The organism is Lutispora sp., from assembly GCF_041687175.1.
Classification (GTDB): domain Bacteria; phylum Bacillota; class Clostridia; order Lutisporales; family Lutisporaceae; genus Lutispora.
In genome coordinates this window covers 22,943-37,121 of sequence record NZ_JAWLCK010000009.1, presented here as the reverse complement: position 1 = coordinate 37,121, position 14,179 = coordinate 22,943, and the positions used below count along the sequence as shown (strand labels likewise).

The 14,179-nt window shown below is 37.6% G+C and carries 14 protein-coding genes; all 14 read left to right on the top strand.

Features of this window, described 5'->3' with window-relative positions:
• The first annotated feature begins 307 nt into the window (after positions 1-307).
• Positions 308-1,711, top strand: a complete 1,404-nt coding sequence (gene glmU, locus ACESM9_RS03080; protein WP_372995189.1) for a bifunctional UDP-N-acetylglucosamine diphosphorylase/glucosamine-1-phosphate N-acetyltransferase GlmU — start codon at positions 308-310, stop codon at positions 1,709-1,711.
• 20 nt (positions 1,712-1,731) lie between these two features.
• Positions 1,732-2,679 (top strand): ribose-phosphate diphosphokinase, encoded by a 948-nt coding sequence (locus ACESM9_RS03075; RefSeq protein WP_372995171.1) that lies wholly within the window; start codon positions 1,732-1,734, stop codon positions 2,677-2,679.
• 61 nt (positions 2,680-2,740) lie between these two features.
• Positions 2,741-3,301, top strand: coding sequence for an aminoacyl-tRNA hydrolase (pth, locus tag ACESM9_RS03070; RefSeq protein WP_372995169.1), 561 nt, complete (start codon positions 2,741-2,743; stop codon positions 3,299-3,301).
• Positions 3,294-6,827 (top strand): transcription-repair coupling factor, encoded by a 3,534-nt coding sequence (mfd, locus tag ACESM9_RS03065; protein ID WP_372995167.1) that lies wholly within the window; start codon positions 3,294-3,296, stop codon positions 6,825-6,827. Before pth ends, mfd begins: the two co-directional genes overlap by 8 nt.
• Position 6,828: 1 nt before the next feature.
• Positions 6,829-7,794, top strand: coding sequence for a peptidylprolyl isomerase (locus tag ACESM9_RS03060; RefSeq protein ID WP_372995165.1), 966 nt, complete (start codon positions 6,829-6,831; stop codon positions 7,792-7,794).
• Between the two features lie 104 nt (positions 7,795-7,898).
• Entirely contained in the window at positions 7,899-8,456 is a 558-nt protein-coding gene (gene spoVT, locus ACESM9_RS03055; protein ID WP_372995163.1) for a stage V sporulation protein T, read from the top strand.
• A 139-nt stretch (positions 8,457-8,595) separates the two neighbouring features.
• Positions 8,596-10,197, top strand: a complete 1,602-nt coding sequence (locus ACESM9_RS03050; protein ID WP_372995161.1) for an oligosaccharide flippase family protein — start codon at positions 8,596-8,598, stop codon at positions 10,195-10,197.
• Positions 10,198-10,212: 15 nt separating this feature from the next.
• Positions 10,213-11,694: a nucleoside triphosphate pyrophosphohydrolase gene (gene mazG / locus ACESM9_RS03045; RefSeq protein WP_372995159.1), complete on the top strand. Its 1,482-nt coding sequence runs from the start codon at positions 10,213-10,215 to the stop codon at positions 11,692-11,694.
• A gap of 77 nt (positions 11,695-11,771) precedes the next feature.
• Positions 11,772-12,047: an HU family DNA-binding protein gene (locus tag ACESM9_RS03040; protein WP_372995157.1), complete on the top strand. Its 276-nt coding sequence runs from the start codon at positions 11,772-11,774 to the stop codon at positions 12,045-12,047.
• A gap of 73 nt (positions 12,048-12,120) precedes the next feature.
• Positions 12,121-12,366: an RNA-binding S4 domain-containing protein gene (locus ACESM9_RS03035; protein WP_372995155.1), complete on the top strand. Its 246-nt coding sequence runs from the start codon at positions 12,121-12,123 to the stop codon at positions 12,364-12,366.
• 76 nt (positions 12,367-12,442) lie between these two features.
• Positions 12,443-12,730: a sporulation protein YabP gene (gene yabP, locus ACESM9_RS03030; RefSeq protein ID WP_372995153.1), complete on the top strand. Its 288-nt coding sequence runs from the start codon at positions 12,443-12,445 to the stop codon at positions 12,728-12,730.
• A 29-nt stretch (positions 12,731-12,759) separates the two neighbouring features.
• On the top strand, positions 12,760-13,284 hold the full coding sequence (gene yabQ / locus ACESM9_RS03025; protein ID WP_372995151.1) for a spore cortex biosynthesis protein YabQ: 525 nt from the start codon (positions 12,760-12,762) through the stop codon (positions 13,282-13,284).
• A gap of 28 nt (positions 13,285-13,312) precedes the next feature.
• Positions 13,313-13,627 carry an FtsB family cell division protein gene (locus ACESM9_RS03020; protein WP_372995149.1) on the top strand — a complete coding sequence of 105 codons (315 nt, stop codon included), beginning with the start codon at positions 13,313-13,315 and terminating at the stop codon, positions 13,625-13,627.
• A 79-nt stretch (positions 13,628-13,706) separates the two neighbouring features.
• Entirely contained in the window at positions 13,707-14,132 is a 426-nt protein-coding gene (locus ACESM9_RS03015; protein WP_372995147.1) for a S1 domain-containing RNA-binding protein, read from the top strand.
• The last annotated feature ends 47 nt before the right edge of the window (positions 14,133-14,179 follow it).

The window sequence follows — 14,179 nt, the reverse complement described above, 5'->3', positions numbered from 1 at the left end:
TATATGGGGAACCCGATGCACATGGAAAAGCCAAAAATGATGCATAAGGGAAGTTATGACAAATGGGATTTGGAAGATATTTATGAAGAAGATGACGACAGCGACTACAGCAGTGATGATAAAGAAAGCCATGGCTGGTGCCCCCATCCGTACTACAAGAGAAAATAATATTAGATGCTATGATACTGGAGTATAATAACTCCGGTATTTTTTTATTATAAAAGGGAAGGATAATAATGGTATATATAAATATACTTTTTATACCTAAAATATTATGTTAGAATATAGAGTGGAAATAAAGAAAAAAATGTATTTAGAAGGTGATAGTTTGAATAGCACATCCTATGTTCTTGCCGTAATACTTGCGGCAGGAGAAGGTAAAAGGATGTATTCCAAGAAGCCTAAAGTTTTGCATGAAATATGCGGCAAAGCTATGGTTCAACATGTGGTTGATTGCGCCAGGGAAGCAGGTGTTTCAGAAACTGTTGTAGTAGTAGGCCATGGAGCTTCACAGGTTCAGGATAAACTAATAGATGTTAAGTTTGCATATCAGGAACAGCAGTTAGGCACTGGCCATGCGGTGATGCAAGCAGAAAGCTTTATAACATCCGGTGAAGTCTTGGTTCTATATGGAGATACTCCTCTTCTGACTCCAGAAACCATAGATAAGATGTATGAATTTCATAAGCAGGGCGGCTTTGATGCTACTGTGCTGACTGCTGAGATGGGTAATCCTTTTTCATATGGCAGGATAATAAGAGATGTTGAAGGCAAGGTTTTGGACATTGTAGAGGAAAGGGATGCGGATCCAGAACAAAAGAAGATAAAAGAGATAAACTCAGGCATATACCTGTTTAATGGACTTTTTCTAAAAGATGCGTTAAAAGAGCTAAAAAATGACAATAATCAGAATGAGTATTATCTCACTGACGTAATAAAGATTTTCAATGATAAGAATCTTAAGGTGGGAGCATATAAGATTGAAAACCCAGAGGAAATAATGGGTGTCAATAACAGACTCCAGTTATCTCAGGCAGCTTCAATCATGACAAGAAGAATTTTAGAGGCACATATGCTAAATGGAGTAACAATTATAGATCCTGCTAGTACTTATATAGATGCAACAGTAAAGATAGAGAAAGATGTGACTATATTACCTGGTTGCATGATAAAAGGTAATACATATATAGAAGAGGATGCGATTATCGGTCCTTATGCAACTATATCAGACAGTCATGTTGGAAAAGGAGTCAGCATCAAAAACTCTGTGGTTATGGAAAGCCGAATAGGTGAAGGAACCACTGTAGGACCTTTTGCTTATCTAAGACCGGGAAATGTGATAGGTAAGCATGCAAAGATTGGTGACTTCGTCGAAATGAAAAATTCCAATTTTGGAGATTATTCAAAGGTTTCTCATCTCACATATGTGGGGGATGGAGACGTGGGCAGCGGAGTAAATCTAGGCTGTGGAGTTGTATTTGTAAATTATGATGGCAAGAAGAAACACAGGACAAAGGTAGAGGATAACAGTTTTGTAGGTTGTAATGTAAACCTGGTAGCTCCTGTAGTACTAGGCAAGAATTCATATATAGCTGCCGGCACAACGGTTACTAGAAATGTACCCGAAGAAAGCCTTGCCATTGGGAGAGCAAGACAGGAAAACATAGAAGGATGGGTCAGGAGAAAAGGCCTCACAAAAGAGGAAGAATAAACTAGGAGGGTATAAATAAAATGATAGCACATGGTGAAAGTATAAAAATTTTCCACTGTAATGCAAACAAGGAACTGACAAAGCAAATTGCTGATATTGTAGGAGTACCTGTAGGAGATGCTCAAGTCGGCACCTTCAGTAATGGAGAGATATCTGTAAATATCAATGAATCTGTGAGAGGGGCAGATGTATTTTTAATTCAATCTACCAGCGCTCCAGTAAATAAGCATATGATGGAACTTTTAATAATGATTGATGCATTGAAGAGGGCTTCAGCGGGAAGAATTACTGCTGTCATACCTTTTTATGCTTATGCAAGGCAAGATAGGAAGTCAAAGCCTAGAGAACCTATTACAGCTAAACTGGTGGCAGACCTTATAACCACTGCCGGAGCGGATAGAGTTCTGACCATGGACTTGCATGCTCCACAGATACAGGGATTCTTCAACATTCCAGTGGATAATCTTTATGCTATGCCTATTATTAGTAACTACTTTATTGAGAAGGACTTAAGCGATGTAGTAGTGGTATCTCCTGATGTTGGAGGGGTTACCAGAGCCAGAAATCTTGCATCAAAGCTGAATGCGCCTCTGGCTATAGTTGATAAGAGAAGACCAAAGGCAAACGTAGCAGAGGTTATGAATATAATAGGAGATATAGAAGGCAGAAATTGTATAATGATCGATGACATGGTAGATACGGGAGGTTCTGTGGCTAATGCTGCAAAGGCCTTGATGGATATGGGGGCCAAGGAAGTGTATGTGGCTTGTACTCACCCTGTGCTGTCAGGACCAGCCTTTGAGAGAATCAACAATTCTGTGATTAAGGAATTAGTTGTCACTGACACAATTCCTTTACCAAAGGATCAACATAGCGACAAGATAAAGGTTTTATCTGTTGCTCCCTTATTTGCTGAAGCAATACACAGGATATACGAAGGATTATCAGTTAGCAAGCTTTTTGATTAAGCATGGACAACTAGTAGGCAATGGGCATCTCACATGTCTGTTGCCTTTTTTGGAGGGTATTATGTTTGTAATAGCAGGTTTAGGAAATCCTGGGGCAAAGTATGCAGATACAAGACATAATATAGGGTTTATAACTGTAGATTACTTGTCCCAACAATTGAATATCAGTGTCAATAAGATAAAACATAAGGCTTTGGTTGGTGAAGGCCGTATAGGAAGCGAAAAGGTTTTACTGGTAAAGCCTCAGACCTATATGAATCTAAGCGGCGAAAGCATTTTGGATGTGGTTGAGTATTACAAGCTGCCTATGGAAAACCTTATCATCATATATGATGATGTGGATCTGGATAAAGGGGTTTTGAGAATAAGACCAAAGGGTAGTTCAGGCTCACATAATGGCATGAAATCCATAATATACCTATTAAACAGGGATGACTTTCCAAGAATCCGGATTGGTATAGGCAAACAGCCGGAGTATATGGACTTGGCCGATTATGTTACCGGAAAATTCACCAAAGATGAGATCCCTATAATGGCTGAAGCGGCAAAAAAGGCTGCTGAAGCTGTACAAGAAATAATATTGAAAGGCATTGCATCTGCAATGAATAAATTCAATGGATAAGGTTTTACTGCCTCTTCAATCATTGGAAGAATATAAATATTTGAGTCAATCCCTTCGTGAAAACACTAGAATAGTTGAAGTTCACGGGATTTCTGATGCCCAAAAATCCATGATGGCGGCTATGATAAGCAGAAGTTTCAATAAATCCATATTATTAATAACTCATAATGATATTCTAGCGAGAAAGATCTATGAGGATGTTTGCTTTTTTGATGCATCCGCCGCTGTTTTATTGCCTTCAGCAGAGATGATTTTTCACAAGATTGATGCCAGGAGCAATGAAATTGCAATAAATAGGTTAAAAGCTTTGAACAGGATAGCCTCAAAGGATAGGATCATATTATGCGCATCTGTGGAAGCATTATTGAACAGAATGCCTCAACCAGATGATTTCTATTCAAAATATGTCAATATAAAAGTAGGGGACCAAATGCCTGTAGGAAATTTTGCAGCCTATTTTTCTACTTCCGGGTATGAGAGAGTTGATATGATAGAAGGCCGCGGGCAGTTCTCTATAAGAGGTGGAATAATAGACTTTTATGGTCCCATAGAGGACTATCCTGTAAGGATTGAGCTTTTTGATGACGAGATTGATTCCATCAGACATTTTGATATAGGAACCCAAAGATCCATAAAAAAGCTGGATATGGTTCAATTGTTCCCTATGAGAGAAATGTTGTTTAGCTCCGAGGATTTTGATAGGGCTTCCAAAACTATAGAAAAAGCACTTAACAAAAGATTGGAGCTGTATGATGCTTCTGGCAAGAAGAAAGCGCTGAGCCAGAAGCTCAGGGAAAAGATTGAAGAGGATATAGAGAAGATAAAATCAAATATATATTTTCAGGGAATAGAAAGGTATTCTAACTTTTTCTATGAAAAGAGCTGGTGTATCACTGATTACCTGGAAGATTTCATGGTTATTGTAGATGAACCTAATAGAGTAAGACAGAGGTTTGATAATGTAAGGCTGGAGTATGAAGAGCATTTCAAAAGCCTTCTTGAAGAAGGAGAGCTTTTACCAGAGCAAGTAGATGCATTGTTTACCTATGACGATGTTCTTGTAAGGATAGAGGATAAGAAGTTAATATGCTTCAATGCTTTGCTAAAAAGTTCCCAGGACTTTAAGCCTCAAAGGTCTATAAGCTTTGTGACCCGTTCAATGCCGCCTTTCCACGGTAAAATCAATCTTCTCATTGATGAGCTCAAGATACTAAAGAACAGAAGATACAGAGTTCTTGTTCTATCAGGAAGCAAGGAAAGAGGGCGAAGAATAGTAGAAGCATTGAGGGAACAGAATATAGAAGCTTTGTATCAGGACAGCCTTAATTTTGAGCTTCAGGAAGGACATATAATTGTACTTCCAGGAAACTTAAGCGGCGGCTTTGAGATCCCTTCCATCAAATATGCCATAATTACAGACATGGATGTTTTTGGTGGCAATAGGAAAAAGACTGTAAAAAAGAAAGGCACAACTATAAAGTTTTTCAGTGATTTAAAGATTGGAGATTATGTGGTCCATGAAAATCACGGTATAGGTCAATATATGGGTATAGAGAGACTAAAGGTAAATAATGTGGTGAGAGATTATCTCCACATTAGATACCATGGCAACGATAAGCTCTATATACCTACTGACCAGTTTGATTTAATTCAGAAATATGTGGGAGGCGATAAGGCTCCCAAAGTTAACAGATTGACGGGAACAGAATGGGCAAAGACAAAGGCCAGGGCTAGAAAAGCCATAGAAGGAATGGCAGAGGATCTTTTGAAGCTCTATGCAGAGAGACAGCAGGCTAAGGGCTTTTCTTTTTCTGAAGACAGCAAGTGGCAAAAAGAATTTGAAGATTCTTTTCCCTATGAAGAAACACCAGATCAGCTCAATTGCATTGAAGAGATAAAGAGAGATATGCAGAGCAACAAAGTTATGGATAGGCTATTGTGCGGAGACGTGGGGTATGGAAAGACAGAGGTTGCCCTGAGGGCAGCTTTCAAATGCATTATGGACGGGAAACAAGTTGCCATATTGGTTCCAACCACCATATTGGCCCAGCAGCATTACAATACATGCCGCCAACGATTTGGGAACTTTCCTATAAATGTGGAAATGTTGTCCCGTTTTAGGACACCTCAGGAACAAAAAAGGATTCTTGAGGGTCTTAGAATAGGAAGTGTAGATCTTATTATAGGAACCCATAAACTGCTGCAAGACGATGTGTCATTTAAAGACCTGGGGCTTTTGATTGTTGACGAAGAACAGAGATTTGGTGTAACCCATAAGGAAAAGATCAAGCAGATGAAGGGAAATGTGGATGTTCTTACCCTTACTGCTACTCCTATTCCCAGGACGCTGCACATGTCTTTGATAGGTATCAGAGACATAAGTGTTATAGAGGAGCCGCCAGAGGAGAGATATCCTGTTCAAACCTATGTCATGGAGTATAATGATGAAATAATCAGGGATGCCATACTTAGAGAGGTAAACAGGGGAGGACAAATATATTTTCTATATAACAGGGTCAGGTCTATAAATAGAATGGCTGACAAATTGAGAGCTCTTGTACCGGAGGCCAGAATCGGTGTAGCTCATGGGCAAATGGATGAAAGGCTTCTTGAAAACACAATGCTGGATTTTTATAATGGCGAATATGATGTGCTTATGTGCACAACCATAATAGAAACAGGCTTGGATATACCAAATGTAAATACTATAATAGTATATGACGCGGACAAGATGGGCTTATCCCAACTCTATCAGCTAAGAGGAAGAGTAGGCAGATCCAACAGACTGGCTTATGCATATCTGACCTATCAGAGAGATAAGGTACTGACAGAAATAGCAGAAAAGAGGCTTCAAGCCATAAAGGAATTTACTGAATTCGGCTCCGGCTTTAAAATTGCCATGAGGGATTTGGAAATAAGAGGTGCAGGCAATATATTAGGCAGAGAGCAGCATGGGCATATGGAAGCCATCGGATATGACCTCTATACCAAGCTTCTTGAGGATACAGTAAGGAAATTGACTGGTAAACCACTTAAGGAAAAGATTGAGACCATTATCGAATTGAATATTGAAGCCTATATACCCCAGTCCTATATAAAGGATGAAAATCAAAAGATAGAGATATACCAGAAAATAGCTTCCATAGAAGGATTGAAATTCCTATATGATGTTGAGGAGGAGATAGAAGACAGGTTTGGAGACATACCTGATACGGTAAGAAATCTTATGGGCATAGCTTATATAAAATATCTTGCATCAAAGCATGGTATAGTTTTGGTATCCCAAAAGCCTGAGGGCGTATTGTTAAGGTTTAAAAATGACAAGTATATCAAGGCTGAAGCAGCCATAAGACTTATGAATGAATATGGAAATAAACTGGCATTTACAGCTAGTGAACAGCCTTATTTTATATACAAGTTGGAAAGAATCAAGGATGATAAATATCTTAAAGCTATATCTGAATTTTTGGAGAAGCTGGATGAGTACAATGGGGAGAACAGTGAACTTGAGAGGAGAGTAAATTGATATGGTATATGTAAAGAAGTGGATAGCAGGAGCCTTAATAATCACAATGATTATTTCTATCATTTCAGGCTGCGAAATGGTAAGAGTAAAACCGGGAGATCCTGAAACAACAATAGTTGCAAAAGTTGATGGGGAAGAAATTACTAAGGCGGAGTTTGACAAGATATTTGAGATATTTAAGACCCAGGTTGAGCTGGATCAGGATCCAAGCATATGGGATAAGGAATATGAAGGCAAAAAGTATGTTGATCTGGCAAAGGAAAGAGTACTGGATCAGATGATAAGCGATAGGGTACAGATGAATAAAGCAAAAGAAATGGGTATTACTGTGTCTGATGAAGAAGTAAATGCTGAAGTAGACAAATGGAAGAAACTATTTAACTCAGATGAGAAGTATATTGAGTTTCTTACAAGCTTGAATATTGATGAGGAGTATTTTAGGGATAATCTGAAAAAGGATTTGATCATTAATAAGATGAAGGAAGAATTAACTCAAAATGTTCAGATTACTGATGAGGAGTTAGTAGATTATTATGGAAGCCATATGAACCAATTTTATAGGGTCAAAGCAAGCCATATACTTCTTGATACAGAGGAAGAGGCTCAAAAAATACTAGAGAGAGTAAAAGCGGGAGAAGATTTTAATGCTTTGGCAAAAGAATATTCTACAGATCCCAGTGCAAAAGATAACAGTGGCAGTTTGGGATATTTCAGACAGGGAGAAATGGTAGAGCCCTTTGAACAGGCGGCTTTTGCTTTAAAACCAGGGGAAATAAGCGATATAGTAAAGAGTGATTATGGTTATCATATAATTAAAGTCGAAGATAAGACCATCGATAAATTTGAAGATGTTAAGGATGAATTAAGAAATTCCCTGATTACTGATAGGAAGAGCAAGAACTATGATAGTGCCTTTGAAGAAATGATGAATAAGGCAAAAATAGAAAAATACCCAGAAAATCTTTAGTATATTCCTAAATTTGCAAATATGTGAATAAAAGCTTAGCCTCCGTAAAATACTATGGATTACAGACATACTTGTCAAAAAAAATCGTAAAAGGAGGGTAAAGCGTGAAAGCAACTGGAATTGTAAGGCGTATTGATGATCTTGGAAGAGTCGTCATACCTAAAGAGATTAGAAGAACCCTTCGCATAAGAGAAGGTGATCCTCTTGAGATTTTTACAGACCGAGAGGGAGAAGTAATTTTGAAAAAGTACTCTCCAATAGGTGAACTTAGTGATTTTGCAAAAGAATATGCTGAATCACTACATAGCTCTTTAGACCATATAGCATGTATCAGTGATCGCGATACAATAATTGCCGTGGCTGGAGCTTCTAAAAAAGAACTTTTGGAGAAAAAGATAAGCCCAGCAGTGGATAAAATTATTGAAGACAAGATGGCCGTTATGCTGGATGGTACAAATGGCAATAAAATGATAAATATAACTGCAGATGAAGAAGGGCCATCAAAATATACTTCAGGTGTCATAGTACCTATAGTAGCAGAGGGCGATCCCATTGGGTCTGTAATACTCCTAAGCAAAGAGGCAAATGTAAAGATGAGTGATTTGGAGAGAAAAATTGCTGAGACTGCAGCAAGTTTCTTAGGAAAGCAGATGGAACAATAAAGTGAGATGGCAGCCGAAAAATGCTGCCATCATTTTTTCTTTATTACTAATGTAAAGGGTTCTAATAAGTTAATTGGTTGTATATTTTAACTAATAGATATGATAAAATGTATTTGCATATCAAAGTTGGAGGTCAAATATGGAAAACAAAAAGCATTCCTTTGTAAAGGGAGCACTAATACTTACTATAGCAGGGATGATATCTAAAATATTAGGAGCCATATACAGAATCCCTCTAGGTCAAATCATAACTTCTGAAGGTCTGGCATATCATCAGACAGCCTATGACCTTTATATATTGATGCTAACATTTTCTTCTTACTCTATACCTACAGCCATATCTAAACTGGTTTCAGAAAGATTGGAAGAGGGAAGAAGAGATGAAGCCCATAAGATTTTCAGGGTAGCCATGGGTTTATTGGCTTCCATTGGAATTATCCTGTCGGTTACATTGTTTTTTAATGCAGAAGCTTTTTCAAAAGCCTTTAAAAATCCTGGCTCTTATTTTGCTGTTCTGGCAGTATCGCCGGCAATATTCACAGTGTCTATCAGCGGAGCCTTCAGAGGATATTTCCAAGGTATGCAGAACATGACACCTAGTGCAACATCCCAGGTTACAGAGCAAATAAGCAGAGTGCTGGTAGGCTTCTTGCTGGCATATCTATTACTGCCTTTTGGATACATGGCGTCAGCTGCCGGTGCAATATTCGGTACTACCATAGGAGGCTTGGTAAGCTTCCTTACCCTTTATATTATATATAATAAAGATAAGAGAAGAATAAAGGTTGAGCTCCTTGATTTTAAAGGGAGAAAAACTGAATCAGCTCTCAGTATAATTAAAAGAATAGTAAAGTTTTCACTGCCTATAATGATAGGCGGCAGCATAATGCCGATTATGAATCTATTGGATACCTTTATTGTTATGGATAGACTTCAAGCGGCGGGATTTAATCAGATAACAGCTACTAAGCTTTTTGGACAACTAAAAGGTATGGCCACATCCTTTGTTAATGTTCCCCAGGTATTCACCATATCTTTGGCAGCCAGCCTTGTGCCTGCCATATCTGAATCAATGGTCAGAAAAGATTTGGAATCTGTTAGAAGGAAATCTCAGCTTGCGTTGAAAATGAGCCTTCTGCTGGGATTGCCTGCTGCCATGGGGCTTTTTATACTGGCAGGACCAATTATGCAGATGTTTTATCCTAATGAAACAGAAAGCTTGGGTATAGCATTGAGATATGTATCACCAGCGGTAATTTTCCTTACACTGGTGCAAACTATGACTGGAATATTGCAAGGAATGGGCAGGGAAAGAATACCTGTTATAAACATGGTTATAGGTGCATCCATAAAGGCAGTGGTAAGTTATGTCCTTACTTCCATGCCTGCTTTGAACATAAATGGTGCCGCTTTAGGAACCGTATTAGGATATGGAGCTGCATCAGTTCTCAATTATAGAGCTTTAGTGAAATATCAAAAAAGAGGATTAAATATAATCTCGATTTCAGCCAAACCGGTGATTGCAACAATAGCGATGACTGTGTCAGCTCATTTTGGCTACAAACTATCCTATGGATTCATAGGCAGAAATTCCATAGCAACATTGATGGGTATACTCTTGGCTGTAGTAGTATATGGGATAGTCATTGTGCTAATAAAAGGGATTACGGAAGAGGAATTAGATTCAGCTCCTGGTGGTAAAAAGCTTTCTAAGTTCTTGAGGAAGAAGGGACTAATCTAAGAAAGGGAGATAAACATGGGTAAAATTACAATAATAGGTCTGGGACCTGGAGATTATAACAGCTTGACAATTAAGGTTGAGAATATAATCAAGAGTGCTGAGAATTTGATACTTAGAACAAGCAAGCATCCCATGGTAGATAGATTATCTGCTATGGGAGTTAAATTTGAATCCTGCGATTATATCTATGATTCTGCAGATACATTTGAAGATGTATATGAAACCATAAGCCAAAAGGTATTGGAAAAAGCCTTAGGGGGCAAAAATGTAGTTTATGCAGTGCCAGGGCATCCCCTGGCTGCAGAAAAAAGCGTTGAGCTGATTTTGGATAAGGCAAAGGGAAAAGTTGAAGTAGAGATAGAAGGAGCTATGAGCTTCATAGATGCAGTCACTGCTTCTTTGAGGGTGGATATCTCCTCAGGATTAAAGATAATTGATGCATTAAGAATGGATAAGCAAAAACCGGATACTGATTGCGGCAATATTATTACGCAAGTTTACAGCAAATTAGTAGCTTCAGAAGTAAAATTGATACTAATGGACTATTATAAAGATGACCAAAAAATATGTATAATAAAAGCAGCAGGTGTCGAAAATCAGGAAAAGATGGAATGGATTCCCCTCTATGAACTGGATTCCATAGAATGGGTGGATTATCTGACAAGCGTCTATATTCCTCCGGCTTCCGAAAACAAAAGATTCAAAACCATAGATGACCTGGTGAATCTCATGGAAACTCTAAGAAGTGAAAAAGGCTGTCCCTGGGATAGGAAGCAAAATCATGAAAGCTTAAAACCTTATCTTTTGGAAGAATGCTATGAGGTTATAGATGCCATAGAAAGTGGTGATGTAGACCAACTCATCGAAGAATTAGGGGATGTTCTTTTGCAAGTAGTGTTTCATTGTCAGATTGGCAGAGAAGCTGGTGAGTTTCACATCAATGATGTGATCACAAATCTGATTCATAAGCTGATAACAAGGCACCCCCATGTATTTGGCGATGTAGAAGCCAGTGATGAAAGCGGTGCTTTGAAGAGTTGGGAAGCTTCAAAAAGAGATGAAAAGCAAATTGATACATACACAGAAGTCTTAAAGGCCATTCCAAAAGCCATGTCTCCTTTGCTGAGGAGCTATAAGGTTCAAGAGAAAGCTGCTTTGGTAGGATTTGACTGGCCTGATGTGGATGGAGCAATGGCAAAGGTTGACGAAGAAGTTTTAGAGTTAAAAGAGGTATATAAAACTGCAAAAAAAGACAAAATAGAAGAAGAAATTGGTGATTTGGTTTTTGCTGTTGTAAACGTGGCAAGATTTCTTAAAGTCCAACCTGAGTTTGCTTTAGTCAAGACCATAGAAAAATTCATCACCAGGTTTAGTTACATAGAAGAAATTGCCCTTACAGAAGGTAAAAAACTGGAAAAAATGACCTTGGAAGAGATGGATTTGCTATGGAATAAGGCTAAAACACATAAATTTTATAAAAATGATGAAAACTATTGATAAAAAAGAAGGAATTTTGGCAAAAATAGAGAATATGCATATTGTACTTATGAACAAATTATAGGAGGGATAATTTAATGAATAAGGCTGAACTAATTGCCAGCATGGCTGAGAAATGTGAATTGACCAAAAAAGATACTGAGAAAGCACTGAAAGCATTCATGGATACTGTACAAGAAACACTAGCTAAGGGCGACAAGGTACAGTTAGTTGGATTCGGAACATTTGAAGTTAAACAAAGAGCTGCAAGAGTAGGAAGAAATCCTAGAACAAAAGAAGAAATAAAGATACCTGCTTCAAAAGCTCCATTATTCAAACCTGGCAAGGATCTTAAAGATTCTGTCAACAAATAATCCATAACAGTACATATTCAGGGTAAAAAATCAGGTCTATGACCTGATTTTTTTCTAAGGGAGGAATAGTAATATGAGACTGGACAAATTTCTTAAAGTATCCAGGCTGATAAAAAGAAGAACTGTTGCTAAGGAGGCTTGTGAAGGGGAGAAAATATACCTTAACGGCAAAATATCAAAGCCTGGAGCAGAAGTGAAGATAGGAGATATCATTGAGATTGTTTTTGGGGACAGAAGGATAAAAGCAGAAGTCCTGAATATAAATGAAAAAGCTGCAAAAGATGAATCAAAGGAAATGTATAAGATAATAGAATCATAGCATTCATATTATGGCCAAAACCGCATATAAATGAATAAGGCAATTTATTTAATTTATATTGCAGGAGGCTGTGTTTATGGATGATTTCAAAGGTATAAAAGCAAAACCTCATAATATTATTCTCGAAGGAAGGGAAAAGCTTCATATAACCGGAATTACGGATGTAGACAGTTTTAATGACAATACCGTTATCGTTGGTACACAAATGGGGGAATTGGTGATAAAGGGCGAAGACTTAAGCATAAGCAGTCTTGATGTAGATAATGGAGATGTTATGATAAAAGGTATGGTATATTCTATGGTCTATGAATCAAAGGCAGCTTCCAAGACTGAAAAAGGATTCTTTAAGAGTCTCTTTAAATAATCCATTAGTGCATCAACGGAGGTTTTACTATGGAGACACTGCAATTTCAGATTTACGTTTTTTCCGTCACTGTATATGGGGGTATCATAATTGGACTGGTCTATGATATATATAGGGCTATCAAGGGTGTACATAGATCAAAGGGATTGGTAACCTCACTTTGGGACATATTGTTTCTTCTATTGACACTCATCATTGCAGTGTGGGCAATATTTTCAAGCAACTATGGAGATTTAAGAATCTATGTATTTATAGGATTTATGGTAGGTTTCTTTTTGTATGAAAGAATAATAAGCAGAATTGCAGTGGCGTTTTTCTCTTGTTTATTGGAAGGAATCAAAGGCGGGGTAAAGAGGGGAAGCAGATTAATAGTAATTCCTTTAAAGTTCATATGGTATTTTATTGTAAGACCTTTTGTTATAATTAGAGAATATTTAAGGGAAAAAATAATAAAAACTAAGAAAAAAGCGTCATTACCCAAAAAAGTATTGAGAGATGCGAAAAAATATTATAAACTGATAATTAATAAAGAAAAGCACAAACAGGATGCATGATGGCTTTTATCATGGGAGGATAAGCATTATGAAGAATAAAAGAAAAAAGAAAATAATTTGGACTAATTTTTTTGTATTTATTTTTATCCTTTATGCTATCTTTACCATTGGCAGCCAACAGATCACCATATACAAACTTAAAAAATCCCAGGAGCAGATATCTGGTAAGATTGAAACAGCAAAACAAGAGAATCAGAGGTTGCAGGACATGCTTAAGGATACATCATCCAAGGAATATATTGAAAAAATGGCCAGAGAACAGTTGGGATTAGTTAAGGCTGATGAAAAGGTGTATGTTGATCAATCCTTGTCTGATGTCAATTTGCATGAAGGGGGTAATTAGTTAGAGTATTATTGTTAGTAGCTTACAGGAGTAGTTAAGATTATCACCCATTGCAAATTAAAGGAGGAATTTTTTCAGTATGCCTATTGAAGAAGGTAAGATAGTTGAAGGAGTTGTGGCTAATATTACTAAATTCGGAGCTTTCGTTCAACTATCGGGGGGGAAAACCGGATTGGTGCATATTTCAGAAATTGCTGACACTTATATCAAGGATATAAACAGCTATTTAAAGGAAAAGCAAACGGTAAAGGTAAAGGTATTAAATATTGACAAAGATGGTAAAATAAACTTGTCTATCAAACAGGCCCAGGAAGTTAAGAAATCTACCAAGCCTGTGGAAATAGACTGGCAGCAGGAATTTAAGAAATCACAAAGCGGAAGCTTTGAAGATAGACTTTCTAAATTCATGAAGGAGAGCGAGGAGAGACTCCAGGAGTTCATGAGGAGTAGAGAATCCAAGAGAAATGGCGGCTATAGCCGCAAGGGAGACTACGCTCAGAGATAATTAGAAATATATATAATACTGTCAGTTATAACTGACAGTATTGTTTT

Excerpts from the sequence above, each read along its gene's own strand:
- glmU (WP_372995189.1), top strand. The coding sequence starts at position 308 with ATGTATTTAGAAGGTGATAGTTTGAATAGCACATCCTATGTTCTTGCC.
- ACESM9_RS03075 (WP_372995171.1), top strand. The coding sequence starts at position 1,732 with ATGATAGCACATGGTGAAAGTATAAAAATTTTCCACTGTAATGCAAAC.
- pth (WP_372995169.1), top strand. The coding sequence starts at position 2,741 with ATGTTTGTAATAGCAGGTTTAGGAAATCCTGGGGCAAAGTATGCAGAT.
- mfd (WP_372995167.1), top strand. The coding sequence starts at position 3,294 with ATGGATAAGGTTTTACTGCCTCTTCAATCATTGGAAGAATATAAATAT.
- ACESM9_RS03060 (WP_372995165.1), top strand. The coding sequence starts at position 6,829 with ATGGTATATGTAAAGAAGTGGATAGCAGGAGCCTTAATAATCACAATG.
- ACESM9_RS03050 (WP_372995161.1), top strand. The coding sequence starts at position 8,596 with ATGGAAAACAAAAAGCATTCCTTTGTAAAGGGAGCACTAATACTTACT.
- mazG (WP_372995159.1), top strand. The coding sequence starts at position 10,213 with ATGGGTAAAATTACAATAATAGGTCTGGGACCTGGAGATTATAACAGC.
- ACESM9_RS03040 (WP_372995157.1), top strand. The coding sequence starts at position 11,772 with ATGAATAAGGCTGAACTAATTGCCAGCATGGCTGAGAAATGTGAATTG.
- ACESM9_RS03035 (WP_372995155.1), top strand. The coding sequence starts at position 12,121 with ATGAGACTGGACAAATTTCTTAAAGTATCCAGGCTGATAAAAAGAAGA.
- yabP (WP_372995153.1), top strand. The coding sequence starts at position 12,443 with ATGGATGATTTCAAAGGTATAAAAGCAAAACCTCATAATATTATTCTC.
- yabQ (WP_372995151.1), top strand. The coding sequence starts at position 12,760 with ATGGAGACACTGCAATTTCAGATTTACGTTTTTTCCGTCACTGTATAT.
- ACESM9_RS03020 (WP_372995149.1), top strand. The coding sequence starts at position 13,313 with ATGAAGAATAAAAGAAAAAAGAAAATAATTTGGACTAATTTTTTTGTA.
- ACESM9_RS03015 (WP_372995147.1), top strand. The coding sequence starts at position 13,707 with ATGCCTATTGAAGAAGGTAAGATAGTTGAAGGAGTTGTGGCTAATATT.